Annotated in this window: 22 protein-coding genes; 2 read left to right on the top strand and 20 right to left on the bottom strand. The window is 76.3% G+C overall.

Features of this window, described 5'->3' with window-relative positions:
- Positions 1–8 precede the first annotated feature (8 nt).
- The 3 genes from E9565_RS03545 to E9565_RS03540 all read right to left on the bottom strand — a co-directional run bounded on the left by E9565_RS03545 (position 9) and on the right by E9565_RS03540 (position 3010).
- Positions 9–926: a protein kinase gene (locus E9565_RS03545; protein WP_236826856.1), complete on the bottom strand. Its 918-nt coding sequence runs from the start codon at positions 924–926 to the stop codon at positions 9–11.
- Between the two features lie 93 nt (positions 927–1019).
- Positions 1020–1142, bottom strand: coding sequence for a hypothetical protein (locus E9565_RS22245; RefSeq protein WP_255709039.1), 123 nt, complete (start codon positions 1140–1142; stop codon positions 1020–1022).
- A 5-nt stretch (positions 1143–1147) separates the two neighbouring features.
- A complete protein-coding gene (locus tag E9565_RS03540) occupies positions 1148–3010 on the bottom strand; it encodes an ABC transporter ATP-binding protein (RefSeq protein ID WP_236834078.1) in 1863 nt (620 codons plus the stop codon).
- A 176-nt stretch (positions 3011–3186) separates the two neighbouring features.
- Here E9565_RS03540 and E9565_RS23060 point away from each other — a divergent pair, with 176 nt between their 5' ends.
- Complete coding sequence (locus E9565_RS23060) at positions 3187–4563, top strand: sensor histidine kinase (RefSeq protein WP_236826858.1); 1377 nt, start codon at positions 3187–3189, stop codon at positions 4561–4563.
- A complete protein-coding gene (locus E9565_RS03530) occupies positions 4560–5192 on the top strand; it encodes a response regulator transcription factor (RefSeq protein ID WP_236834077.1) in 633 nt (210 codons plus the stop codon). The genes E9565_RS23060 and E9565_RS03530 overlap by 4 nt, the downstream gene beginning before the upstream one ends.
- Before the next feature lie 11 nt (positions 5193–5203).
- Here E9565_RS03530 and E9565_RS03525 read toward each other — a convergent pair whose 3' ends face one another.
- From E9565_RS03525 to pyrR, 17 genes are all read right to left on the bottom strand, one after another.
- Positions 5204–6601 (bottom strand): RsmB/NOP family class I SAM-dependent RNA methyltransferase, encoded by a 1398-nt coding sequence (locus tag E9565_RS03525; protein WP_236834076.1) that lies wholly within the window; start codon positions 6599–6601, stop codon positions 5204–5206.
- Positions 6598–7575 carry a methionyl-tRNA formyltransferase gene (fmt, locus tag E9565_RS03520; RefSeq protein ID WP_236834075.1) on the bottom strand — a complete coding sequence of 326 codons (978 nt, stop codon included), beginning with the start codon at positions 7573–7575 and terminating at the stop codon, positions 6598–6600. The genes E9565_RS03525 and fmt overlap by 4 nt, the downstream gene beginning before the upstream one ends.
- Complete coding sequence (gene def / locus E9565_RS03515) at positions 7524–8057, bottom strand: peptide deformylase (protein WP_236834074.1); 534 nt, start codon at positions 8055–8057, stop codon at positions 7524–7526. Before def ends, fmt begins: the two co-directional genes overlap by 52 nt.
- Positions 8054–8836 carry an aspartate/glutamate racemase family protein gene (locus tag E9565_RS03510; protein WP_236834073.1) on the bottom strand — a complete coding sequence of 261 codons (783 nt, stop codon included), beginning with the start codon at positions 8834–8836 and terminating at the stop codon, positions 8054–8056. Before E9565_RS03510 ends, def begins: the two co-directional genes overlap by 4 nt.
- A gap of 152 nt (positions 8837–8988) precedes the next feature.
- Positions 8989–10971: a primosomal protein N' gene (locus tag E9565_RS03505; protein WP_236834072.1), complete on the bottom strand. Its 1983-nt coding sequence runs from the start codon at positions 10969–10971 to the stop codon at positions 8989–8991.
- Positions 10972–11014: 43 nt separating this feature from the next.
- Positions 11015–12229: a methionine adenosyltransferase gene (gene metK / locus E9565_RS03500; protein ID WP_236826865.1), complete on the bottom strand. Its 1215-nt coding sequence runs from the start codon at positions 12227–12229 to the stop codon at positions 11015–11017.
- A gap of 123 nt (positions 12230–12352) precedes the next feature.
- On the bottom strand, positions 12353–13579 hold the full coding sequence (gene coaBC, locus E9565_RS03495; protein WP_236834071.1) for a bifunctional phosphopantothenoylcysteine decarboxylase/phosphopantothenate--cysteine ligase CoaBC: 1227 nt from the start codon (positions 13577–13579) through the stop codon (positions 12353–12355).
- Positions 13580–13711: 132 nt separating this feature from the next.
- Positions 13712–13975, bottom strand: coding sequence for a DNA-directed RNA polymerase subunit omega (gene rpoZ, locus E9565_RS03490; protein WP_014376157.1), 264 nt, complete (start codon positions 13973–13975; stop codon positions 13712–13714).
- Between the two features lie 59 nt (positions 13976–14034).
- The gene (gene gmk, locus E9565_RS03485; protein WP_236826867.1) at positions 14035–14634 is read right to left on the bottom strand and encodes a guanylate kinase; all 600 of its coding nucleotides are present in this window, start codon (positions 14632–14634) and stop codon (positions 14035–14037) included.
- A 44-nt stretch (positions 14635–14678) separates the two neighbouring features.
- On the bottom strand, positions 14679–15035 hold the full coding sequence (gene mihF, locus E9565_RS03480; protein WP_236826868.1) for an integration host factor, actinobacterial type: 357 nt from the start codon (positions 15033–15035) through the stop codon (positions 14679–14681).
- Positions 15036–15358: 323 nt separating this feature from the next.
- Positions 15359–16237 (bottom strand): orotidine-5'-phosphate decarboxylase, encoded by an 879-nt coding sequence (gene pyrF, locus E9565_RS03475; RefSeq protein WP_236826869.1) that lies wholly within the window; start codon positions 16235–16237, stop codon positions 15359–15361.
- On the bottom strand, positions 16234–17598 hold the full coding sequence (locus tag E9565_RS03470; protein ID WP_236826870.1) for a dihydroorotate oxidase: 1365 nt from the start codon (positions 17596–17598) through the stop codon (positions 16234–16236). The genes pyrF and E9565_RS03470 overlap by 4 nt, the downstream gene beginning before the upstream one ends.
- Positions 17595–20924, bottom strand: a complete 3330-nt coding sequence (gene carB, locus E9565_RS03465) for a carbamoyl-phosphate synthase large subunit (RefSeq protein WP_236834070.1) — start codon at positions 20922–20924, stop codon at positions 17595–17597. Before carB ends, E9565_RS03470 begins: the two co-directional genes overlap by 4 nt.
- A 1-nt stretch (position 20925) precedes the next feature.
- Positions 20926–22092 (bottom strand): glutamine-hydrolyzing carbamoyl-phosphate synthase small subunit, encoded by a 1167-nt coding sequence (carA, locus tag E9565_RS03460; RefSeq protein WP_236826872.1) that lies wholly within the window; start codon positions 22090–22092, stop codon positions 20926–20928.
- Positions 22093–22201: 109 nt separating this feature from the next.
- The gene (locus E9565_RS03455) at positions 22202–23491 is read right to left on the bottom strand and encodes a dihydroorotase (protein ID WP_236834069.1); all 1290 of its coding nucleotides are present in this window, start codon (positions 23489–23491) and stop codon (positions 22202–22204) included.
- A complete protein-coding gene (locus E9565_RS03450; protein WP_236826874.1) occupies positions 23488–24408 on the bottom strand; it encodes an aspartate carbamoyltransferase catalytic subunit in 921 nt (306 codons plus the stop codon). The genes E9565_RS03455 and E9565_RS03450 overlap by 4 nt, the downstream gene beginning before the upstream one ends.
- A partial coding sequence (gene pyrR, locus E9565_RS03445) for a bifunctional pyr operon transcriptional regulator/uracil phosphoribosyltransferase PyrR (RefSeq protein ID WP_236834068.1) occupies positions 24405–24896 on the bottom strand: 492 nt, incomplete at its 5' end. The genes E9565_RS03450 and pyrR, both read right to left, overlap by 4 nt.

Here is a 24896-nt window from a genome sequence, read left to right as displayed (position 1 = left end):
CGGGGTCGTCACCCGCTGATCGCCACGAGCCCGTCGCGCCCGGCGCCTCCGGCGGCCCGGCCCGCGAGCCCGCGCGGCGCCCGCCGGTGGGGTGCGGCGGGGGCGAGCTCGCGGTCGGCCCAGCGGGGCCAGGGGCGGTCCGCCCCCCGGCCGGTGCGCCGGACCAGCAGCCGGAGCGCCTGCTCGACGGTCGGCCGGGCCGCCGGTTCCGGGTGGGTGAGCGCGTCCAGCACGCCGTCCAGCGGTCCGGGGCCGCTCGCCGGGTCGAGGACGGCGCGCAGCGTCGCGCCGACCCCGTGGACGTCCATCGCCGCCGTCACCGGCCCGCCCCGAGCCGCGGCGAGCTCCGGTGCGACGAAGCCGTCGGTGCCGACCTCCTCCCCCCGTCGCAGCACGTGCCCCAGCGGGCGGGAGGCGCCCAGGTCCACCAGGCGCGCGCGGCGGTCGACGAGGAGGACGTTGTCCGGGCAGACGTCGAGGTGCGCGTGGCCGGCCGCGTGCAGCCCACGCAGGGCCGAGAGCAGCGCCACGCCCAGGCGCGCCGCGTCGGGCGCGGGCAGCGGCCCGTCCTCGCCGACGACCTCGTCGAGCGCGGGACCGTCCAGGTACTCGAGGACCAGGTGCGGCAGCGGCGCGCGGGTGCCGTTGCCGAGCAGCCGGGGGAAGACCGGGTGCCGCACCGCCCGCAGCGCGCGGGCCTCCCGCCCGAGCGCCCGGGTCCAGCGCGGCCGCGACCAGCCGGGGCGGACGACCTTCACCAGGGTCGGCTGCCACAGCTGCGCCGACCAGCACAACCAGGTCTGGCAGTGGTGCCCGACGGCCAGCTCCTCCCACGCCAGCTGCCCCGGCACGAGGTGGCTCCCGCGGGGCGGGGCCCACACGGGGCCGCCGTCGTCCCGGTCCGGGCGCACGGGCGGCAGGCTCACGGCGGTACTCCTCGAGGGGCTCGGGCGGGGAAGCGTCCCCCCGGCCGGGACTGGGGGGACGGCCGGGGGGACGCTTCGCTCGGGGGAGCGCTCTCAGTACTTCTTCGAGCGCGAGCGCGAACGGGAGTAGCTGCGGCTCTTGCTGCGGCTGCGCCCCTTCTTCTTCCGGTGACTCGGCGCGGAGACGACGGCGCCGAGGACGCGGGTGGTGGACATGCAGGTCACCTCCTCTCCCCCTGGGACGGACGACCGGCGCGGGCAGGGGTGCGGCCCGGGCCGGTGGCAGGTGCGCACCCGGCGGGTGCCGTGGGCGCGGGCGCGACCGGCGGCCGCGGCGTGGCGCCGCCGCGGGCGCTGTGCGCCGGGACGGGACGGGCGGCGACCGGGCGGGCCGCGACGACCGGCGGCGGCGCGGGCAGCGGGCCGGCCGGCGGCTGCACCTCCACGGTCCGGTCGGCGATGGCGGCCAGCCGGGGGTCGTGCGTGACGACCAGCACGGTGCGGCCGCGGCCCACGGTGCGGATCGCGGCGATCACCTGGTGGGCCGCCTCCCGGTCCAGGGAGGCGGTCGGCTCGTCGAGCAGCAGGACCGGTGCCGGTGAGATCACGGCCCGGGCGAGGGCCACCCGCCGGCGCTGGCCGCCCGACAGCTGGGCCCCGCTCTCGCCCAGCGGCGTGTCGTAGCCCAGGGGCAGGCGGGCGGCGAACTCCTCCACGCGGGCCGCCTGCGCCGCCGCCACCAGCTCCTCGCGGGTCGCCGCCGGGTTGCCGAACGCGATGTTCTCCGCGAGCGTGCCGTCGAGCAGCCACGGGTCCTGGGGCACGTAGGCCAGGCTCTGGCGCAGCTGCACCGGGTCGAAGCCGCGGAGGTCGATCCCGTCGAGCAGGATGCGGCCGCCGTCGACGTCGTACAGCCGCAGGACCAGTTGCAGGACGGTGCTCTTGCCCGATCCGCTCGGCCCGAACAGGCAGACCGTCTCCCCCGCCGCGACGGTGAGGTCGAAGCCGTCGAGCACCGGGCGGTCCGGCGCGTAGGCGAACCGCACGCCCTCCAGCCGCAGCCCCTCCCGCACCGGCGGCACCGGGTGCGGGCGGGCGGGCGCGGGCACCGCCTCGGTGCAGTCGAGCACCTCGGCCAGGCGCGCGATGCTGGCCGCGGCCTTCGCCCGCACCCCGGTCAGCCGCACCAGGCCGCGGACCGGGGACTGCAGGTCGCGCAGGTAGGCCAGGACCACCAGGAGCTCCCCGGTGGTCAGCACCCCGTCGCGCACCTGCAGGCCGCCGGCGAGCAGGACGGCGCCGGTGCCGAAGGCGAGGACCACCGACGGCACGGGCGACCACCGGGCCTCGGTGGTGACCACGGCCTGCTCGGCGGCGACCGTGCTGTCGTTGTGCGCGGCGAACATCGCCTGCGCCCGGTCCAGGCGGCCGAACGCCTGGACGGCCCGCACGTTGCGCAGCAGCTCCACCGCCGTGGCGGCCAGCCGTCCCGACGCGGCGCGGGCGGCCTGCTCGGCCGCCCGGACCCGCCGGCGCTGCCGCGCGGTCAGCCACGCCAGGACCGGCAGCACCGTCGTCCCGAGCAACGCCAGCACCGGGTCGACGGCGAGCAGCACGACCAGCACGCCGGTGAGCAGCAGCAGGTCGGGGACCAGCGTCGTGAACGTGACGACGACGGCGTCGAGGGCCCGCCCCACGTCGGTGGTGAGCCGGTTGGCCACCTCGCCGGAGCGCGTCCGGTCGTGCCAGCGCAGCGAGAGGGTCAGCACGTGGGCGAAGACGCCGGCCCGCAACCGGCCCCCGATGCGCTCGGCCGCCCGTTCGCTGCTCGCCGTCGCGGCGACACCGAGCAGCCCCTCGGCGACGACCAGCGCCACCGTGGCGACCGCGGCGACGACCAGCAGGCCCACCGGATCCACACCGGCGAGCGGCGCCGCCGGGCCCTGCGGCGGCAGCCCGCCGAGCGCGGAGTCGACCGCGAGCGCCAGCGGCCAGGGGCGCAGCAACGAGCAGCCCACCTGACCGATGGAGGCACCGGCCGCCAGCGCGAGCCGGCCGCGCTCGGGACGGACGAACGGCAGCACCGGCCGCAGACCCCGGGGTCCGGGCGGAGCGCCGTGCCGTCGCATGGCGGCACGTTCCCCCGCCGGGGGTCGCGTCCTCCAGTGGACGTTGGGGCTAGTACCGCGGTCCCACCCGAAACTGGGGGTCCGGGGTGCACCCCCCTCTCCACCAGCGCATCCGCGCCTACCCTCCGCCCGTGTCGCGAAGTCGCCGCAGCAGCGGGGTCGGGGCCAGGGTCTCGGTCGCCGGCTCGGTCGCCCGGTTCACCCTCGCCGGGCTGCTGGTGACGGCCGCGCTCATCGGGGTGACCGGGGTCCTCGCCCAGCACGCCGGCGAGCAGGAGGCGACCCGTTCGGCCGAGCGGCTGGCCCGCGTCGTGGCCCACGGCGTCGTGGAGCCGCGGCTGACCCCTGAGGTGGCCGTGGGCGACCCCGGGGCCGGCGCGGCCCTGGCCGACGCCGTCCAGCCCGTCGTCGCCTCCGGTCCCGTCGTCCGGGTGAAGGTCTGGACCGCCGAGGGCCGTCTGGTCTGGTCGGACGAGCCGCGCCTGATCGGCCGCGTGTTCCCCCTGGACGACGCCGAGCTCCGGGTGCTCTCCGGGGACGTCGTCCTCTCCCACGTCAGCGACCTGTCCGACCCGGAGAACCGGTACGAGCGCGGTCACGGGGAGCTGCTGGAGGCCTACGTCGGCGTCCGCGACAGCAGCGGCCGGCCGCTGATCGTGGAGGTGTACCAGTCCTACGACGCGGTCGCCGAGGCCGCCGAGCAGGCCTGGCGGCGCTTCGCCCCGGCCGGGCTGGGCGCCCTGCTGGCCCTCGAGCTGCTGCAGATTCCGCTGGCGTGGGACCTGGCCCGGCGGCTGCGCCGCAGCCAGGAGGGTGAGGCGGTCCTCCTCCGGGCCGCCGTCGACGCCTCCCACGCCGAGCGGCGGCGCATCGCCCACGACGTGCACGACGGCGTCGTGCAGGACCTCACCGGGCTGACCTACGACCTGGACGCCGCCCGGCTGGGCGGCTCCGCGGACCCCCGCACCCGCGCCCTGCTGGCGGCCACGGCCGGCGGCCTGCGCCGCTGCGTCTCGGAGCTCCGCCGGCTCCTCGTGGACCTCAGCCCGCCACCGCTCCCCGCCGCGGGGCTCGGGCCGGCGCTCCAGGGGCTGGCCGCGGGGCTGGAGCGGCGGGGCTGCGAGGTGGTCCTGGACGCGGGCCCGGCCGACGGCCTGCCCCGCCCCGCGGCCGCGCTGCTGTACCGCTGCGCCCTGGAGGCGGTCCGCAACGTGTCCCACCACAGCCGGGCCCGCACCGTCCGGATCACGCTGACCCGCCGCGACGACGTCGTCACGCTGGTCGTGGACGACGACGGGGTCGGCTTCGACGACGCCCGGCTGGCCGAGCGCAGCGCTGCCGGCCACCTGGGGCTGCGCGCGCTGTCGGACCTGATCGGGGAGTCGGGGGGCTCGCTGACCGCGGAGAGCTGTCCCGGGCGCGGCACCCGGCTGACGGTCACCGTCCCCGTCGAGCCGGCCGGCCCCCGGCCGGCCGCCGCCGTGCCCGCGGCCGGGGCGGTCCGGTGATCCGCGTCCTGGTCGTCGACGACCACTCGATCGTCCGGACCGGGCTCGCGCACCTGCTGGGCACCGCCGCGGACGTCGTCTGCGTCGGCACGGAGGCCCACGGGCGGGCGGGCCTGGCGGCCGTGGCGGCCCTGCGGCCGGACGTGCTCCTGCTCGACCTGTCGATGCCCGTGCTCGACGGCGTCGAGGTGATCCGGGCCCTGCGCGCGGCCGGGGACCCGGTCCGCATCCTGGTGCTGACGTCCTTCGCCGACGCCGACCTGGTGCTCGCCGCCGTCCACGCGGGCGCCGACGGCTACCTGCTCAAGCAGAGCGAGGCCGAGACCGTCCTCGACGGGGTGCGGGCGGTGGTCCGGGGCGACGCACCCGTCGACCCTGCGGTCGCCCGGTCGCTGCTGTCCGAGGTGCGCGGGCGGGCGCAGGCCGACCCGCTGACCGAACGGGAGCGCGAGGTGCTGGAGCTGATCCGCCAGGGGCAGCCCAACAAGTCCATCGCGCGCCGGCTGGCCATCAGCGAGCGCACCGTGAAGGCGCACGTGACCCACATCCTCCAGCGGCTGGGGGTCGCCGACCGGACGCAGGCCGCCCTCTGGGCCGAGCGCCACCGGCAGGGCGCGGACCGCGCCTGACGGGGGCGGCCTCAGCGGGTCCGGCGGAGCAGCGCCATGAACATCGCGTCGGTGCCGTGCCGGTGCGGCCACAGCTGCCCGAAGTCCCCGCGCGCGATGCCCGGCACCTCCGGGAACAGCGGGGCCACCGGCAGCACCTCGACGTCGTCCCGGGCGGCGGCGGTGCCGACGACGGCCACCGTCTCCTCCGTGTGCGGTGAGCACGTCACGTAGGCCAGCACCCCGCCGGGGCGCACCGAGGCCAGCGCGGCGGCGAGCAGCTCGGTCTGCAGCTCGACGAGCGCCGGGACGTCCTCGGGGGTCCGCCGCCAGCGCACCTCCGGACGGCGGCGCAACGCGCCCAGCCCCGTGCACGGGGCGTCCAGCAGCACCCGGTCGAAGGAGCCCGGCGCCCACGGCGGCTCCCGGCCGTCGGCGGCCAGCACCTCGACGTCGGCCTCCCCGGCCAGTGCGCGGCGGACCAGCTCGGCCCGGTGCGGCGCGCGGTCGGCGGCGGTGAGCCGGACGCCGCCGGGCCGGAGCGCGGCGAGCAGCCCGGCCTTCCCGCCGGGGCCGGCGCACACGTCCAGCCACGCCTCGTCGGGCCCCTCGAGCGGTGCGCGAGCGAGCAGCAGGGCGGCGAGCTGGCTCCCCTCGTCCTGCACCGCCGCCCGCCCCGAGCGCACCGCCGCGAGACGGCCCGGGTCCCCCCCGCCGAGCCGGACGGCGTACGGCGACCACGGGCCCGGCGAACCGCCGGACTCCTCGGCCAGCGCGGCGCGCTCCATGCGCCGGGCGACCAGGTGCACCTCGGGGGCCGCGTCGTCGGCCAGCAGCGCCGGCTCCAGCTCGTCGTCGCCACCCAGTGCGTCGCGCCAGGCCTCGACGATCCAGCGCGGGTGGTCGGTGGCCAGCGCGAGCCGCTCGTCGCCCCCGGCCCCCAGCGCGGCCAGCCACGCGGCCCGGTCGCCGCCCGCGGCGACCTTGCGCAGCACGGCGTTGACCAGACCGGAGGCACCGGTGCCGACGATGGCGCGGGTCAGGGCGACGGTGGTGTCCACGGCCGCGTGGGAGGGCACCCGCAGGTCGACGATCTGGTAGGCGCCCAGCCGGAGCAGGTCCAGCACCCGCGGGTCCAGCTCGGTCAGCGGGCGGGACACCAGCCCGGTCAGGATCGCGTCGAGGGTGCCCTGGGCGCGCAGCGCGCCGTACGCGAGCTGGGTGGCGAAGGCGGCGTCGCGGGGCTCGAGGTCGCGCTCGCGCAGCAGCTGCGGGAGGAGCAGGTTGGCGTAGGCGTCGCGCGAGGACACGCCGTCGAGGACGTCGTACGCGGTCAGGCGGGCCCCGTCCAGCGGGCGCCGCCGGGGAGCCGGGCGCGGGCGGCCGCCGCGGCGGGGGGCGCCTCCCTGGCGCTCGGGCGGGCGGGTCACCCGCCGCCCAGCCGCTCGCCCGTGGCGGGACGCGCCCCGCGGGCCCAGTCCGCCGCCGGCAGCATCCGCTTGCCCGCGGGCTGCACCTGGTCCAGCCGCACCGCGCCGTGGCCGGTGCCCACGAGCACGTCCCCGTCGACGTGCAGCTCACCGGGCGCCAGGGGCGGGCCCCCGGGGACGGGCACGGCCGGGCCGAGGCGCATCCGCTCCCCCCGCCACGTCGTCCACGCGCCCGGGGCCGGGGAGACGCCGCGGATCCGCCGGTCCACCACGTGGGCGGGCAGCGTCCAGTCGACCCGGGCGTCCGCCGTCTCCACCTTCGGGGCGAGGCTGACGCCCTCGGCCGGCTGCGGCTGCGGCTCCAGCGCACCGGCGGCGATGCCGTCCAGGGTGGCCAGCAGCAGCTGCGCTCCGCTGACGGCCAGCCGCTCGAGCAGGTCGCCGGCGGTGTCCCGCGGCCGGATGGCCTCGGTCAGGGTGCCGTAGACCGGCCCGGTGTCCAGGCCCGCCTCCAGGAGGAAGGTCGACGCCCCGGTCACCTCGTCGCCGGCCATGATCGCGTGCTGCACCGGCGCTGCCCCCCGCCACGCGGGCAGCAGCGAGAAGTGCAGGTTCACCCAGCCGCGCGGCGGCACGTCCAGCGCCGCCTGGGGCACCAGCGCGCCGTAGGCCACCACGGGCACGCAGTCGACGCCGAGGGCCGCGAGCTGCTCGAGGAACTCGGGCTCGCGGGGCGAACGCGGCTGGAGCACCGGGAGGCCGGCCGCGTCGGCCCGCTCCGCGACCGGGGAGCGGCTGACCTTCCGGCCGCGCCCGGAGCGGGCGTCCGGCCGGGTGAGGACGGCGACGACCTCGTGGTCGGAGGCGAGCAGCGCCTCCAGGGACGGGACGGCGGGCGCCGGCGTGCCGGCGAACAGGAGCTTCAGTGCGGGCTCACCTTCACGACGGGGAGGTAGCTGCCGTGGCCGTTCCACTCGGCGGCCCGGATCTCGGCGAGCGCGGCGGCGCGGTCGGCGTCGGCGAGCCGCTCGACGAACAGCACGCCGTCGAGGTGGTCGGTCTCGTGCTGGATCGCGCGGGCCAGCAGCTCGGAACCCTCGACCCGCACCGGGTCGCCGTGCACGTTCCAGCCGGTGGCGACCACGTGCTGGTGGCGCCGGCAGTCGTAGCGCAGGGCGGGGATGGACAGGCAGCCCTCGGGGCCGTCCTGCACCTCCTCCCCCACCGGGGCGACGTCGGGGTTGACCAGGTGGCCGACCTCGCCGTCGACGTACCAGGTGAAGACCCGCAGCCCGACGCCGATCTGCGGCGCGGCCAGACCCGCGCCACCAGCGGCCCGCATGGTGTCGGTGAGGTCGTCGACGAGCCGCCGGAGCTCGGCGTCGAAGTCGACGACGGGGGCCGCGGGCCGGTGCAGCACCGGGTCGCCGAACAGCCGGATGGGGGTGACGCTCACCGGTCGATCGTAGGCGGCGCTGCTGAGGTGCTGGAGCGGCCCGCTGCAGGGTCCCGCCCTGAGCTCGCGAGCGGTGGGGGGCAGCGGGGTCCTTCTCCCAGCGCGGCCCGGACGGCGGCGGCGTGCAGCGCCGTCGTGGGGAAGGTCGGGACGGGGACGTCGTCCGGCCCGATCAGCAGCTCGATCTCGGTGCAGCCGAGCACCACCCCCTGCGCGCCGCGGGCCACCAGCCGGCCGACCACCTCCTGGTAGGTCCGCCGCGACTCCTCGCGGACGACGCCGAGCACCAGCTCGTCGTAGATCACCCGGTGCACCAGGTCGCGGTCGGGCTGCTCCGGCACGAGGACCTCCAGCCCGGCGGCCGCGAGCCGGTCGACCAGGAAGGGCTGCGCCATCGTGTAGCCGGTGCCGAGCAGCCCGACGCGGGTGAGGCCGGCCGCGGTGATCGCCTCGGCGGTGGTGTCGCCGATGTGCAGGAACGGGACGTCGATCGCGCCGGTCACCGCATCGGCGACGGTGTGCATCGTGTTGGTGCACAGCAGCACCAGGTCCGCGCCGGCGTCCTGCAGCGCACGCGCGTCGGCCGCCAGCAGCTCCCCCGCGGCGGCCCACTCGCCGGCCGCCTGCAGCCGCTGGACGCCGGCGAAGTCCACCGAGAGGAGGATGCAGCGCGCCGAGTGGAACCCGCCGAGCCGGTCGCGCACCGCCTCGTTGAGCAGCCGGTAGTACAGCGCACTGCTCTCCCAGCTCATCCCGCCCAGCAGCCCGATCGTCCGCACGCCCCGCATCGTCGCAGCTCGCCGGCGCCCGGCGCAGCGGTGCGGGCCTCCGGGCTCTCCCGCGCGTGGTCGCGCCCTGCCCACGCAGACGGGGCAGAGCGCGACCGGCCGGGGGCAGCAGCACCGGGAGACCACCACCGCAGCGGCGACGCCTACACCAGGTCGAGCGGGTCCAGCTGCACGCGCACGTGCTCGGGCACCTTCTTCGCGCTCCGCACGCCCTGCACCTCGGCGAGCGCGTGCGCCAGGGCGGCGCCCTCGGTCCGCGGCACCCGCACCAGGTACCGCTCGCGCTCCCCCTCCTGCCCCGGCCGCGGCCGCTCCGGCACCGGCCCCAGCAGGTCGGCGCCGTCGGGCAGCCGTGCGGTGGCCAGGAACTCCGCCAGCGCGGACGGCGACCCCACCAGCGATGCCATGCGCGTCACCGGCGGGAACCCCAGCTCCCGGCGGTCGGCGAGCTCCCGCTCGGCCAGCCAGGCCGGGTCCCAGCGCACCAGGGCCTGCACCACCGGGTGGGCGGCGTCGGCGGCCACGACCACCTGCCCGCCGGCCGAGGCCGGTCGCACGAGCGCCGCGGCGGTCGTCCACCGCCGCAGCGTCTCCTCCCCCGCCCGCAGGTCGGCCCGGCCCAGCAGCGCCCAGGAGTCCAGCAGCAGCGCGGCGCCGTAACCGCCGTCGGCCACCGGCTCCGCCCCCGGCGTGGCGACGACCAGCGCCGGCCCCGCCGGCACGGTGGCGAGGACCCCGGACGTGCTGCCGGAGGTGCGCACGGTCGTGCCCGGGAAGGCGCGCGCGAGCTCCTCAGCGGTGCGCGACTCCCCCACCACCGCGGCCCGCAGCTTCGTCGCGTGGCAGTGCGGGCAGTCGAAGGTGGCCGCCGGCCGGGCGCACCAGCGGCAGGCCGGGATGCGGGTCCCCCCGGGACCTGGTCGCGGCGATATGCCCAGCGGGCCCGCGCAGTGCGCGCACCGGGCCGGCGCCCGGCAGCGGGCGCACGCCAGCGACGGGACGTAGCCGCGCCGGGGCACCTGCACGAGCACCGGTGCCCCCGCGGCCAGCGCGCGGCGGGCCGTCTCGTAGGCCAGCGAGGGCAGGCGCGCGGTGCGCGCCGCCGGGTCGCGGGCCAGCTCGAAGTCGTCGCCCAGCGCCTGCACCCGCGGGGCCGCGGCGCGCAGCGCCGGGCGGTCGGCGACCAGCTCGTTGGCCCAGCCGGACTCCACGAGCAGCGCGGCCTCGGCGGTGCGCGACGTGCCCGCGACCACCGCGGCGCAGGAGTCGAGCCAGGCGCGCTGGACCAGCACGTCGCGGGCGTGCGGGTAGGGCGCCCGCTCCTCGGAGTGCAGGTCGTCGCCGTCGTCCCAGACGACCACCAGGCCGAGGTCCCGGACCGGCGCGAACATCGCCGCCCGGGTGCCCAGCACCACCTGCGCGGCGCCGCGCGAGGCGGCGAGGAACCGCCGGTAGCGCTTCTCGGGCGAGTCGTCGGCCCGCAGCACGGTGAAGGAGTGCTCGGGCAGCAGGCGCTGCGCCGCCGCGGCCAGCCGGTCGAGGTCCCGGCCGTCGGGGACCACCACCAGCGACCCGCGCCGCCCCGCGAGCGCCGCGCGGCACAGCTCGACGAGCCGGGTGGGCCACTCCTCACCGGGCAGCGCCGTCCAGACCGCGCGCGCCGGCCGCCCTTCGGCCAGGGCGGACAGGAGCGACGGCCCGGCCTGGTAGCGGGCGAACCCGGCGGGGTCCGGCGGCTCGGGCAGGGCCGCGGGGGTCGGCGACTCCCGCTTCTCGGCGGCGCCCCGGCGCGGCGGCAGGGCCAGCCGCAGCACGTCGCTCGCCGTCCCCGCGTAGCGGTCCGCCACGGCCCGGACCAGCCGCGCGACCTGCGGGGTGAGCACCGGTTCGCCGGAGGGCACGTGCGAGAGCGGCTGCAGCCGGCCGGCGAAGTCGGTGCTCTCCGCCAGCTCCCAGACCACGCCGTCGACGAGCCGGCCGTGGAACCGGACCCGCACCCGGCACCCGGCCTGCACCGTGCCGGCGTACTTCTCCGGGACGGCGTAGTCGAACGGCCGGTCCAGGTGCGCCAGGGGCACGTCGACGACGACCCGGGCGACCTGCACCGGACCAGTCTCCGTGCTCACACCGACAACTCCCCGGCTCCGGGGGTCGGCGGGGTCCTTCGGTTCAGGCGACCGCGGCCTTCAGCGCCTCGACCCGGTCCAGCCGCTCCCAGGGCAGGTCGAGGTCCGCGCGGCCGAAGTGGCCGTAGGCGGCGGTGGGGCCGTAGATCGGGCGGAGCAGGTCCAGGTCGCGGACGATGGCGCCCGGCCGCAGGTCGAACACCGAGGTGATCGCCTTCTCCAGCACCTCGTCGGCGACCGCGCCGGTGCCCTGCGTGTCGACGAACAGCCCGACCGGGTGCGCGGCGCCGATGGCGTAGGCCACCTGCACCTCGCAGCGGCGGGCCAGGCCCGCGGCCACCACGTTCTTGGCGACCCAGCGCATCGCGTACGCGCCCGAGCGGTCGACCTTCGACGGGTCCTTGCCGGAGAAGGCACCGCCGCCGTGGCGCGCCATGCCGCCGTAGGTGTCGACGATGATCTTCCGGCCGGTGAGCCCGGCGTCGCCCATCGGGCCGCCGATGACGAACTTGCCGGTCGGGTTCACGAGCAGCCGGTGCCCCTTGGTGGGCAGGCCGAGCGCGGCCAGCTCCGGCTCGACGACGAGCTCCTCGATGTCGGGGGTGAGCAGCGTCTCGATGGAGATGTCCTCGGCGTGCTGCGAGGAGACGACGACCGTGTCGACGGCCACCGGGCGGTCGTCCTCGTAGACGACGGTGACCTGGGTCTTGCCGTCGGGCCGCAGGTAGGGCACCGAGCCGTCCTTGCGCACCGCGGAGAGCCGGCGGGACAGCCGGTGGGCCAGCGCGATCGGCAGCGGCATCAGCTCGGGGGTCTCGTCGGTCGCGTACCCGAACATCAGGCCCTGGTCGCCGGCGCCCTGGCGCTCGATCGCATCCTCGACGGCCTGCTCCTGGTCGCGGACCTGGGCCTGCGTCCGCGACTCGTACCCGACGTCCACGCCCTGGGCGATGTCGGGCGACTGGGCCCCGATGGACACGCTGACGCCGCAGGAGGCACCGTCGAAACCCTTGCGCGAGGAGTCGTAGCCGATCCGGAGCACCGTCTCGCGGACGATCGCCGGGATGTCGACGTACCCGGCCGTGGTGACCTCGCCGGCGATGTGCACCTGGCCGGTGGTGATGAGCGTCTCGACGGCGACGCGGCTGCGCGGGTCCTGGGCGAGCATCGCGTCCAGGATCGAGTCGCTGATCTGGTCGGCGATCTTGTCCGGGTGGCCCTCGGTCACCGACTCGGACGTGAAGAGGCGGCGTGGCACTCGGTGACTCCCTGGGACGGTGGGCGGGTGGGGGCGGAGCGACGGCGGCTCGACGGACGTTCGGTGCGGAGCACCGGGGAGGAACGTTACCGGCGCACCCCCGCGGCGGGCACGACGGCTCCGTCAGGCCTCGCCGGGCCCGCCCAGCCGCGCGGCGACGGCGGTCCAGATCCCGGCGGCGACGGCGTCCTTGCTGCCCCGCGGGACCTCGGTGACCGCGCCGTCGGCGGCGAGCACGACGACGGCGTTGTCCGGCCGGCCGAACACCTGGCCGGCCGAGACGTCGTTGACCACGAGGAGGTCGCAGCCCTTCCGGGCGAGCTTGGCCCGGGCGTGGGTGAGCACGTCGCCGTCGGCGTCCCCGGTCTCGGCGGCGAAACCGACGACGAGCTGACCGGGCCGCCGCTCGCCGACGAGCTCGGCGAGCACGTCGGGGTTGCGGACCAGCTCCACCGCGCTGGGCTCCGCGGCCGAACCCTTCTTCAGCTTGGTCGCGGCGACGCCGGCCGGGCGGAAGTCGGCCACCGCCGCGCTCATGACCACCACGTCGGCGGCCTGGGCCTCGGTCAGCACCGCCGTCCGCAGCTGCTCGGCGGTCTCCACGGGCACGACCCGGACCCCGAAGGGGGCGGGGGCCTCCACGTTGGCCGCGACCAGGACCACCTCGGCGCCGCGGGCGGCGGCCACGCGGGCCAGCGCCCAGCCCTGCCGGCCCGAGGAGCGGTTGCCGAGGTAGCGGACCGGGTCCAGCGGCTCGCGGGTGCCGCCGGCGCTGATGACCACCGTCCGGCCGGCGAGGTCGCGGGGCAGCGCGGCGGCGCCGCCCTCGAGGACGACGGCGGCCAGGGCGGCGACGTCGGCGGGCTCGGGCAGCCGGCCGGGGCCGGAGTCGGGCCCGGTGAGCCGGCCGACGGCGGGCGGGAGGACGATCGAGCCCCGGCGGCGCAGCGTCGCCACGTTGTCCTGCGTCGCGGGGTGCAGCCACATCTCGGTGTGCATGGCCGGCACGAAGACGACCGGGCAGTGCGCGGTGAGCAGGGTGGCGGTGAGCAGGTCGTCGGCCCGGCCCGCCGCGGCCCGCGCCAGCAGGTCGGCGGTGGCCGGCGCGACGACGACGAGGTCGGCGGTCTGCCCGATGCGCACGTGGGCGACCTCGGGGACGTCGGACCACACGTCGGTGGTGACGGGGTTGCCGGAGAGGGCCTCGAAGGTCGCCGCCCCGACGAAGTGCAGCGCCCCGGGCGTGGGGACGACGCGGACGTCGTGCCCCGCCTCGGTGAGGGCCCGCAGCAGCAGCGCGGCCTTGTAGGCGGCCACTCCCCCGCTGACACCCAGCACGATCCGGCTCATGCGCTCATCCTGCCGCAGGCACGACGACGCCCCCGGCGCGGGCCGGGGGCGTCACCAGAAAGGGATGGAACGGCCCCCTCGCAGGGGCCCGCCGCGAGTAGAGCGAGCGGTGGGGGGCGAGGGGGTCCTGTCTCAGTTCTCGCCGGCGGTGTGCGCCAGGAGGCCCTCGTTGATCTCGCGGAGCGCGATCGACAGCGGCTTCTCCTGGGGCGCGGTGTCGACCAGCGGGCCGACGTACTCCAGCAGGCCCTCGGAGAGCTGGCTGTAGTAGGCGTTGATCTGGCGCGCGCGCTTGGCGGCGAAGATCACCAGGCCGTACTTGCTGCTGGTGCGCTCGAGCAGCTCGTCGATCGGCGGGTTGGTGATGCCCTCGGGGGCGGGTGCGACTCCGGACACGGTCGGACGGGTCTCCTCGATCGTTTTCGTGGGAGCGGGCGGCCGGCGGACCGGCGGGCTCACTCGTGGGCGCCGGTGCCCGGAAGGGGTCCGGGCGAGGGCGCAGTCAGCAAGCCTACCAACTCGTCCGCGGCGCGGGCGACGTCGTCGTTGACCACCACCACGTCGAACTCGCCGGAGGAGTCCAGCTCGGCCTGCGCGATCGCCAGCCGGCGCTCCTGGACGGCGGCCGGCTCCGACCCCCGCCCGGCCAGCCGGCTCACCAGCTCGGCCCACGACGGCGGGGCGAGGAAGACCAGCTGCGCCTCGGGGGCGCGGGCCCGGACCTGCCGGGCGCCCTGGAGCTCGATCTCCAGCAGCGCCGGCCGGCCGCTGGCGAGTTGCGCCTGCACCGGCGCGAGCGGGGTGCCGTAGCGGTTGCCCGCGTACTCCGCCCACTCCAGGAGCCCGTCGGTGGCGATCAGCCGGTCGAACTCGGCGGCGGAGACGAAGTGGTAGTGCACGCCGTCGACCTCGCCGGGCCGGGGACGACGAGTGGTGGCCGACACCGACACCCAGACCTCGGGGTGCCGCCGCCGGACCTCGGCGACCACGGTGCCCTTGCCGACCCCGGAGGGTCCGGAGAGCACGGTCAGCCGTGCCGGTGTCGCTGCTGCCACTCGTCGTCCTCGCCCGGGGTCGTCGGCGGTTGCCGACGACCCCCTCAGACGGAGCCGTCGGCGGGGACCTGGTCGGCGTCGATCGTGTCGCCGCCGAACTCGGCCTCCAGCGCCCGCCGCTGGTTGGCGCCCAGCCCCCGCACGCGTCGCGTGGGGGAGATCTCCAGGCGCTCCATGATCTTCGCAGCCCGCGCCTTGCCCACACCGGGCAGGGATTCCAGGACCGCGGAGACCCGCATCTTGCCGATCACTTCATCGGTCTCGCCCTGCTTGAGGACGTCGCCGACGGTGGCGCCCTTGCTCTTGAGTCGCTCGCGCAGCTCGGCGCGCGCCTTGCGGGCCGCGGCCGCCTTCTCGAGGGCGGCGGCCCGCTGTTCCGGGGACAGTTCAGGCAGGGGCATCGTGCAACCCAATCGTGTCGTCGTCGGCCGATGTGCGACCGGCGGTCGTTCGGTTTCCGGGGACGCACCGCGTCCCCGGCTGCGAGCCTGTCCGCCCTGGGAGTTCAGGGCAAATCCGCAGGTCCGCGCGGACGCGGCGACCCGCGGCACGGCCCCGGCACCCCGGGTCCGCACGATCGCCGCCCTTTCGGTGACTCTCCGTGATCAGCCCAGGTCGGATGCGCTAACCGGACGGTCGGGTCTCGCCGGGTCGGTTGCCCGCGCACCTGGTCCGAGGCGCCGCGACACGCCGACGGGACGACACGCCCGGCAGCGGTTCCCGCTCAGGCCGCCAGCGCCTCCGCCCAGCGCTCGGCGGCGGCCCGCAGCGCGGCCGGGTCCGGGCCCGCGCCGAGCACGTCCCGGGACACCGTGGGCACGACCGCGGCGCGGACGCCGAACAGCCGGCGCAGGTCGCGCACCGTGCCGCCCTGCGCACCGAGGCCGGGTGCCAGCACCGGACCGCCCAGACCGGCCAGGTCGACGTCCAGCTCCCGCAGCGTCGCCCCGACCACCACCCCGAACGAGCCGGTGGTGGGCCCGAACCCGGTCGCCAGGTCCCGCACGGCACCGGGGTCGGGCAGCGGATCGCCCACGACCCAGCCCGGGGTGTTCCACCCGCGCACGGTGTCGACGACGACCTGCGCGGCCGACCGCTCGCCGGCGCGCGCGTGCTGGAGCGTCCCGGCGTCGGGGTTGGAGGTGCGGGCCAGCACGAACAGCCCCCCGCCGTGCTGCCGCGCGGTGTCGACCGCCGGCTGCAGCGAGCCCGGTCCCAGGTAGGGGTTGACGGTCATCGCGTCCACCGCCAGCGGGTGGTCGGCGCGCAGGTGGTCGGCGTAGGCGGCCATGGTCGAGCCGATGTCGCCGCGCTTGGCGTCCAGCAGCACCAGCGCCCCGGCGGCCCGCGCCCGGGCCACCCCCTCCTCCAGGACGGCGACGCCACGGGAGCCGAACCGCTCGTAGAAGGCGATCTGCGGTTTGAGGACGGCGACCGACCCGGCCAGCGCGCCGATGACGGCGTCGGTGAACGCGGCTATCCCCTCGGCGCTGTCGGGCAGCCCCCAGGCGTCCAGCAGGGCGGCGTGCGGGTCGATGCCGACGCACAGCGGCCCCCGGGCGGCCACGGCGTCGGCGAGCCGTTGACCGAAGGGTGCGTTCACGGGGCCTCCACGGATCGGGGCAGGGTCTCGCCGAGCGCGTCGACGCAGCGCCGCGCGAGCATGGGGTCGGCGAACGCGCCGGCGGCGGCCTGCACGGCGTCGGCCCCGGCGGTGAAGAGCGCCTCGAACGAGGCGGGGTCGGTCACCCCGCCCATCGCCAGGACGTCGAAGTGCGCCCCGCCCGACGCGCGCAGGGCGACCAGGCGGCGGGTGAAGTCCAGCGCCGGCTCGCGGACGGCTATCCCGGACAGCCCGGCCAGCTCGCGCCCCGGGAAGGTGGGCGTGCCGTCGCTGCGGCGCACCCGGCTCTGCACGGTGTTGATGCCGGCGATCCCGTCGACCAGCGGGGCCAGCCGAGGGACGAGCGCGGCCAGCCGGTCGACGTCCAGCCAGGAGAGCTTGGCCACCAGCCCCGTGCGGTCGTCGAGCTGCCGTCGCACCGCCTCGACGACCGCGACGGTCGCGTCGGCGTCCAGGCACAGCGGCGGCTTCACCCCGGCCGCCGACCGGTCGAGGGTGTTGGGGCAGGAGAGGTTCAGCTCGACCACCGTCGCGCCGGCCTCCTGCGCCAGGAGCGCGGTGCGGGCGAAGTCAGCCGCCAGGTCGTCGCCCTCCCCCATGACGCTCACCAGCAGCACCTGCTCCTCGCCGACGGCGGCCACGGCGCGCGCCAGGTCGGCCATCCACTCCTCCGGCTCGGGCGACGGGACGCCGAAGGAGTTGACGCTGCTCACCGCCGGCGAGCCCGGCGGCACCCAGTCCCAGGGGTCGGATACGACGTCCGCGACGGCTCCCGGGGGAAGGCTCGCCGTCTGCGCCGGGGCGACCGTCCAGTTCGGGGCCTCGTTGGGCGGGTGGGCGCGGCCGCGCACGGTCTTGTACGTGAGCACGTTCCAGCCGTTGGCCACGTTGTGCCGCACCCACGCCGCGCTGCCGTTGAGGACGCACGAGGAGACCCCGACGGGGAACCCCACCGTGCGGCCGAGCAGCGGCCAGCGCCGCCCGCCCGCGGTCGGCCGCTCGGGCAGCCGCGGGCCCAGCGGCCGCTCCAGGTTCTCGCGGAAGGAGCCGAGCACGTCGTAGGCGGGCGTGGGCAGCCCGTGCGCGGCCAGCAGGTCGGCCCGGCGGGCGGTGCAGAGCACGCGGGTGAGGAGCGGCAGGTCGTCCTCGCCGACCGCGCCGGTGGCCAGCCGGGCGGCCAGGTCGGTGGCCGCACCGGTCAGCGCGTCGAGGTCGGCCTGCGGGGGCCGCCCGAACCGGGTGAGCCCCGCCGCGAACGCCGCGGGCAGCCCCTCGACCAGCCCGCGGGCGACGACGTCGTCGCGCAGCCGGGCGACCGCGCCGGGCGACGACGTCGTCACGCCTGCGTCCCCGCGAAGGTGCTCGGGCCGCCGTGCGTGCCGCCGGCCAGCGCCGCGTGCACCTCCTGCAGGCTGCGCACGCCGATGCCCCCGTGGCGGAGCGCCTCGATGCCCTGGACCGCGGCGGCCATGCCCTGCACCGTCGTGATGCACGGGATGCCGGCGCTGACCGCGGCCGTGCGGATCTCGTAGCCGTCCAGCCGCGGGCCGCTGTTGCCCGGGGCGCCGAACGGGGTGTTGAAGACCAGGTCCACCTCGCCGGCCTGGATGAGCTCCACGATGTTGCCCGGGCCCTCGCTGAACTTCCCGACCACCTCGGCGGCGACGCCGTGGCGCCGCAGCACCTGGGCGGTGCCCGTGGTCGCGAGCAGGCGGAAGCCCAGGTCGGCGAGCCGCTTGATCGGGAAGACCGCGGAGCGCTTGTCCCGGTTGGCCAGGGACACGAAGACCGTGCCCCCGGTGGGCAGCGAGCCGTAGGCGGCGGCCTGCGACTTGGCGAACGCCGTGCCGAACTGCGCGTCCAGGCCCATCACCTCGCCGGTGGACTTCATCTCCGGGGAGAGGACGGTGTCGACCCCGTGGCCCTCGACGGTGCGGAACCGGTGGAACGGCAGCACCGCCTCCTTCACCGCGATCGGCGCGTGGTCGGGCAGGTCGGTGCCGTCGCCGGTGGCCGGGAGGACACCCGCGGCCCGCAGCGAGGCGATCGACTCGCCGACGGCGATCCGCGCCGCCGCCTTCGCCAGCTGCACCGCCGTCGCCTTGGAGACGAAGGGCACCGTGCGGCTGGCCCGCGGGTTGGCCTCGATGACGTAGAGGATGTCGTCCTTGATCGCGTACTGGACGTTCATCAGCCCGCGGACGCCGATCCGCGCGGCCAGCTTCCCCGTCGCCGCCCGGATCTTGAGCAGGTCGGCCGACCCGAGGGTGATCGGCGGCAGCGCGCACGCGGAGTCACCGGAGTGGATGCCGGCCTCCTCGATGTGCTCCATGACCCCGCCCAGGTACAGGTCGGTGCCGTCGTAGAGGGCGTCGACGTCGATCTCGACCGCGTCCTCCAGGAAGCGGTCGACCAGCACCGGGTGGTCGTCGCTGACCTCGGTCGCCTTGGCGATGTAGCCCTCCAGCGTGGCGTCGTCGTAGACGATCTCCATGCCGCGCCCGCCGAGCACGTAGGAGGGGCGCACGAGCACCGGGTAGCCGATCCCCGTCGCGATCGCGTGGGCCTCGGCGAACGTCGTCGCCGTGCCGTGCTTGGGGGCCAGCAGACCGGTGTCGGCCAGCACGCGGGAGAACGCGCCGCGGTGCTCCGCGGCGTCGATCGCCTCCGGGGAGGTGCCCAGCACCGGGACGCCGGCGTCCTTGAGCCGCTGCGCCAGGCCCAGCGGCGTCTGCCCGCCCAGGGTGCAGATCACCCCGGCCACCGGCCCGGCCGCGCGCTCGGCCTCGACCACCTCGAGGACGTCCTCGAAGGTCAGCGGCTCGAAGTACAGCCGGTCGGCGGTGTCGTAGTCGGTGGAGACGGTCTCGGGGTTGCAGTTGACCATCACCGCCTCGTAGCCGGCGTCCTGCAGCGCCATGACGGCGTGCACGCAGGAGTAGTCGAACTCGATGCCCTGGCCGATCCGGTTGGGGCCGGAGCCCAGGATGAGCACCGCCTCCTTCTCCCGCGGCTGCACCTCGGTCTCCTCGTCGTAGGAGGAGTAGTGGTACGGGGTGCGGGCGGCGAACTCCGCGGCGCAGGTGTCGACGGTCTTGTAGACCGGCCGCACGCCCAGCCGCCAGCGCAGCGACCGGACGCCGTCCTCGCCGGCGAGCTCGGGGCGCAGCGCGGCGATCTGCCGGTCGGACAGCCCGTGCCGCTTGGCCCGCCGGAGCAGCCCCGCGGTGAGCGACGGCGTCGCACGGACCTCCTCGGCGACCTCGCGGACCAGGGCGATCTGGTCGACGAACCACGGGTCGAAGCCGCTCGCCTCGGCCACCTGCTCGACGGTCGCGCCCGCCGCCAGCGCCGCCTCGGCGGTGTAGAGCCGCCCGTCGACCGGGGTCCGCAGCGCCTCGAGCAGCTCCTCGGCCGACCGCGGCTCCGGACCCCCGGTCCAGAACCCGGCCACCTTCGTCTCGGTGGAGCGCATCGCCTTGCCCAGGGCCTCGGCGAAGTTGCGGCCCATCGACATGACCTCGCCGACGCTCTTCATCGTCGTGGTCAGCCGGGGGTCGGCGCCGGGGAACTTCTCGAACGCGAAGCGCGGGATCTTCACGACGACGTAGTCCAGCGCCGGCTCGAACGCCGCCGGGGTGACGCCGGTGATGTCGTTGGTGATCTCGTCGAGGGTGTAGCCGATGGCGAGCTTCGCGGCGATCTTGGCGATCGGGAAGCCGGTCGCCTTGGACGCCAGCGCGGAGCTCCGCGAGACCCGCGGGTTCATCTCGATGACGACCAGCCGGCCGTCGGCGGGGTTGACGGCGAACTGGATGTTGCAGCCGCCGGTGTCCACCCCGACCTCGCGCAGCACGGCGATGCCGACGTCGCGCATCCGCTGGTACTCGACGTCGGTGAGCGTCATCGCCGGGGCCACGGTCACCGAGTCGCCGGTGTGCACGCCCATCGCGTCGATGTTCTCGATGGAGCAGATGACGACGACGTTGTCGCTGCGGTCGCGCATCAGCTCGAGCTCGTACTCCTTCCAGCCGAGCACCGACTCCTCGATCAGCACGGTGTGCACCGGGGAGTCGGCCAGCCCGTGCGCGGCCATCCGCCGCAGCATCGCCTCGTCGGTGGCGAACCCGGAGCCGAGGCCGCCCATGGTGAAGCTGGGCCGGATGACGACCGGGTAGCCGACCTCCTCGGCGGTCTCCAGCGCCTCCTCGACCGTCGCGCAGACCCGCGAGCGCGGGGCGTCGGCGCCGATGGACCGGACGATGTCCTTGAACATCTGCCGGTCCTCGCCGCGGTTGATCGCGTCGACGTCGGCGCCGATGAGCTGCACGCCGTACTTCTCCAGCACGCCGTTCTCGTACAGGCCGATCGCGATGTTGAGCGCGGTCTGCCCGCCGAGGGTGGCCAGCAGCGCGTCGGGGCGCTCCTTGGCGATCACCTTCTCGACGAACTCCGGGGTCAGCGGCTCCACGTAGGTGGCGTCGGCGATCTCCGGGTCGGTCATGATCGTCGCCGGGTTGCTGTTGACCAGGCTGACCCGCAGCCCCTCGGCCTTGAGCACGCGGCAGGCCTGGGTGCCGGAGTAGTCGAACTCGGCGGCCTGGCCGATGAGGATCGGCCCGGAGCCGATCACCATCACGTGCTGGATGTCGGTGCGCCTGGGCACGTCAGGCCTCCTTCTCGCCGGTGCTGCGTTCCACGACGGGAGGCGGGCTGACCGCGTCGCCACCGCGGCGGGCGGTCTCCATCAGGTCCACGAAGCGCTGGAACAGGGGGGCGGCGTCGTGCGGGCCGGCCGCCGACTCCGGGTGGAACTGGACGCTGAACGCGGGGGCGTCGACCAGCCGCAGCCCCTCGACGACGTCGTCGTTGAGGCCGACGTGGCTGACCTCCACCGGGCCGTACGGCGTGTCGGTGGGCCGGTCCAGCGGGGCGTCGACGGCGAAGCCGTGGTTGTGGCTGGTCACCCGCACCGTGCCGCTGACCCGGTCGAGCACCGGCTGGTTCAGCCCGCGGTGGCCGAAGCGCAGCTTGTAGGTGCCCAGGCCCAGCGCCCGGCCGAGGATCTGGTTGCCGAAGCAGATGCCGAACAGCGGCCGGCGGGCGTCGAGCACCCCGCGCACCGCCTCGACGGCGTAGCCCGCCGCGGCCGGGTCGCCGGGGCCGTTGGAGAGGAACACCCCGTCGGGCCCGGCGGCCAGCAGCTCCTCGGCGGTGGCCGTGGAGGGCAGCACGTGGGTCTCGACGCCGAGCGCGGCCAGGTGGCGCGGGGTGGCGGTCTTGATGCCGAGGTCCAGGGCGGCGATGGTGAACCGCTTCTCCCCCACCGCAGGGACGACGTAGGGCTCCCCCGTGCTCACCGTGGGGGCCAGGTCGGCACCCGACATGCTCGCGGCGGCGGTCACCCGGGCCAGCAGCGCCTCGGCGTCCAGCTCGGTGCTGATGCCGGCGCGCATCGCGCCCCGGTCGCGCAGGTGCCGGGTCAGCGCGCGGGTGTCGACGCCGCTGATGCCGACGACCCCCTGGGCCGCCAGCTCGTCGTCCAGGCCGCCCGTGGCACGCCAGTTGCTCGTGCGCCGCGCGGGGTCGCGGACGACGAAGCCCGCGACCCACATCCGGCTGCTCTCGTCGTCCTCGCCGTTGACGCCGGTGTTGCCGATGTGCGGCGCCGTCATGGCCACGATCTGGCCGGCGTAGCTGGGGTCGGTGAGCGTCTCCTGGTAACCGGTCATCCCGGTGGCGAAGACCGCCTCCCCGACCGTCGTCCCGGTGGCGCCGTAGGACTCGCCCCGGAACGTGCGCCCGTCCTCGAGCACGAGGATCGCGTCGCTCACCGCTGCACCCTCCGGCCGCCTGCCACCTCGGACGAGATCGCCGATCTCGTCCCCGTCCGCGCGTTGATGGGGCCGAGATCGCCGATCTCGCCGCCGGAAGTCGCGTCGATCACCGTGTTGCCTTTCCGTCCAGGACGGTCGCGGTCCCCCGCAGGAACGTCGCGACCACCCGGCCGGGGAGCTCCCGGCCGGCATAGGGGCTGTTGCGGCTGCGGCTGGCCAGCGCCGCGGGGTCGACCGCCGCGCGGGCGGCCGGGTCGACGAGCACCAGGTTGGCGGGCTCGCCGGGGGCGATCGGGCGGCCGTGGTCGGCCAGGCGGCCGATCTGCGCGGGGCGGACCGACATGCGGTCGGCGACCCCGGCCCAGTCCAGGCGGCCGGGCTCGACCATCGTCTCGATCACGACCGAGAGCGCCTGCTCCAGCCCGAGCATCCCGGGCCGGGCCTGGGCCCACTCGCTCTCCTTGTCCTCGACCGCGTGCGGGGCGTGGTCGGTGCCGACGGCGTCGATCGTGCCGTCGGCCAGCCCGGCGCGCAGGGCCTCGACGTCGGCGTCCGTCCGGAGCGGCGGGTTCACCTTGAACACCGGGTCGTAGGACTCCGCGCAGGCGTCGGTGAGCAGCAGGTGGTGCGGGGTCACCTCGGCGGTCACCCGGACACCGCGGGACTTCGCCCAGCGCAGGATCTCCACCGAGCCCGCCGTCGAGACGTGGCAGACGTGCAGCCGCGCGCCGACGTGCTCGGCGAGCAGCACGTCGCGGGCGATGATCGCCTCCTCCGCGGCGGCCGGCCAGCCGGTGAGCCCGAGCCGGGCGGAGCGGTCGCCCTCGTGCATCTGCGCGCCGGCGGTGAGCCGCGGCTCCTCGGCGTGCTGGGCGATCACGCCGTCGAAGGCCTTGACGTACTCCAGCGCCCGCCGCATGAGCGCGGGGTCGGCGACGCAGTGCCCGTCGTCGGAGAACACCCGCACCCGGGCGGCGGAGTCGGCCATCGCGCCGAGCTCGGCCAGCCGCTCGCCCGCCAGCCCGACGGTCACCGCCCCGACCGGGACGACGTCGACCAGACCCGCCTCCTGACCCAGCCGCCACACCTGCTCGACCACCCCGGCGGTGTCGGCGACCGGGTCGGTGTTGGCCATGGCGTGCACCGCGGTGAACCCGCCGAGCGCCGCGGCGCGGCTACCGGTCTCCACGGTCTCGGCGTCCTCGCGGCCGGGCTCGCGCAGGTGGGTGTGCAGGTCGACCAGGCCGGGCAGCGCGACCAGGCCGGCGGCCTGCACCACCTCGGCGCCGGTCGCGTCCAGCGAGTCGCCGATCGCGGCGATCCGGCCGTCGGTGACCAGGATGTCGGCGGGCGCGCCCCCGAGGGGGCGGGCGCCCTTGATGAGGTAGGTCGTCACTGGGGGGAGCCTCCGAGCAGCAGGTAGAGCACGGCCATGCGGGTGGAGACCCCGTTGGCGACCTGCTCGACGATCGTGGAGCGGACGGAGTCGGCCACCTCGGCGGCGATCTCCATGCCGCGGTTCATCGGGCCCGGGTGCATGACGATCGCCTCGTCGGGCAGCGCGGCCATGCGCCGGGCGTCCAGCCCGTAGCGGCGGCTGTACTCGCGGGCGCTCGGGAAGAACGAGGCGTTCATCCGCTCCGCCTGCACCCGCAGCATCATCACCACGTCGCTCTTGGGCAGCGCCGCGTCCAGGTCGTAGCCCACCTCGGCCGGCCAGCTGCCCACACCCACCGGCAGCAGGGTCGGTGGGGCGACCAGCGTCACCTGGGCGCCCAGGGTGTGCAGCAGCCCGACGTTGGAGCGGGCCACCCGGCTGTGCAGGACGTCGCCGACGATCGTCACGCGGACCCCGTCGAGCCGGCCCAGCCGCTGCCGGATCGTGTAGGCGTCCAGCAGCGCCTGCGTCGGGTGCTCGTGGGTGCCGTCGCCGGCGTTGACCACGCTGCCGCGCACCCAGTGCGCCAGCCGGTGCGGGGCCCCGGAGGCCGAGTGCCGGACGACGACGCCGTCGGCACCCATCGCCTCCAGGGTCAGCGCGGTGTCCTTCAGACTCTCGCCCTTGGAGACGCTGCTGCCCTTCGCGGAGAAGTTGATGACGTCGGCGCTCAACCGCTTGGCGGCGAGCTCGAAGGAGATGCGCGTGCGGGTGGAGTCCTCGTAGAAGAGGTTCACCACCGTGCGGCCGCGCAGGGTGGGCAGCTTCTTGACCTCGCGGCCGGCCAGCGCCTGGTCGATCTGCGCGGCGGTGTCGAGCACCAGCGTCGCGTCGTCCCGGTCGAGGTCGGCGGCCTCCAGCAGGTGCCGCTTCACCGGTTGCCCTCCTCGGTCACGAGCACCTCGTCGACCCCGTCGACCTCGGTCAGGTGCACCCGCACCTGCTGGGCCCGCGACGTCGGCACGTTCTTGCCGACGAAGTCGGCGCGGATCGGCAGCTCGCGGTGCCCGCGGTCGACCAGCACCGCCAGCTGGACGCTGCGCGGGCGGCCCAGGTCGCGCAGGGCGTCCAGCGCCGCGCGCACCGACCGGCCGGAGAACAGGACGTCGTCGACCAGGACGACGAGCCGGTCGTCGATCCCGCCGTCGGGCAGGACCGTGGGCTCCAGCGCCCGGACGCCGCGCAGCCGCAGGTCGTCGCGGTACAGCGTGATGTCGGCGGTGCCGACGTCGACCGCGACGCCGGTGAAGGCCTCGATGCGGGCGGCCAGCCGGCGGGCGAGCGGAGCGCCGCGGGTCGGGATGCCGACGAGCACCAGGTCGGAGGGCCCGGCGGTGCCGTCTCCCCGCCCACCCCCGGGATC

Origin of the sequence: Blastococcus sp. KM273129 (assembly GCF_021698995.1) — a bacterium.
Classification (GTDB): Bacteria; Actinomycetota; Actinomycetes; order Mycobacteriales; family Geodermatophilaceae; genus Blastococcus.
Note: the sequence above shows the minus strand (reverse complement) of the source record. Positions and strands in the feature narration are given on the sequence as shown.

Excerpts from the sequence above, each read along its gene's own strand:
- E9565_RS22245 (WP_255709039.1), bottom strand. The coding sequence starts at position 1,142 with ATGTCCACCACCCGCGTCCTCGGCGCCGTCGTCTCCGCGCCGAGTCAC.
- coaBC (WP_236834071.1), bottom strand. The coding sequence starts at position 13,579 with ATGAGCCGGATCGTGCTGGGTGTCAGCGGGGGAGTGGCCGCCTACAAG.
- mihF (WP_236826868.1), bottom strand. The coding sequence starts at position 15,035 with ATGCCCCTGCCTGAACTGTCCCCGGAACAGCGGGCCGCCGCCCTCGAG.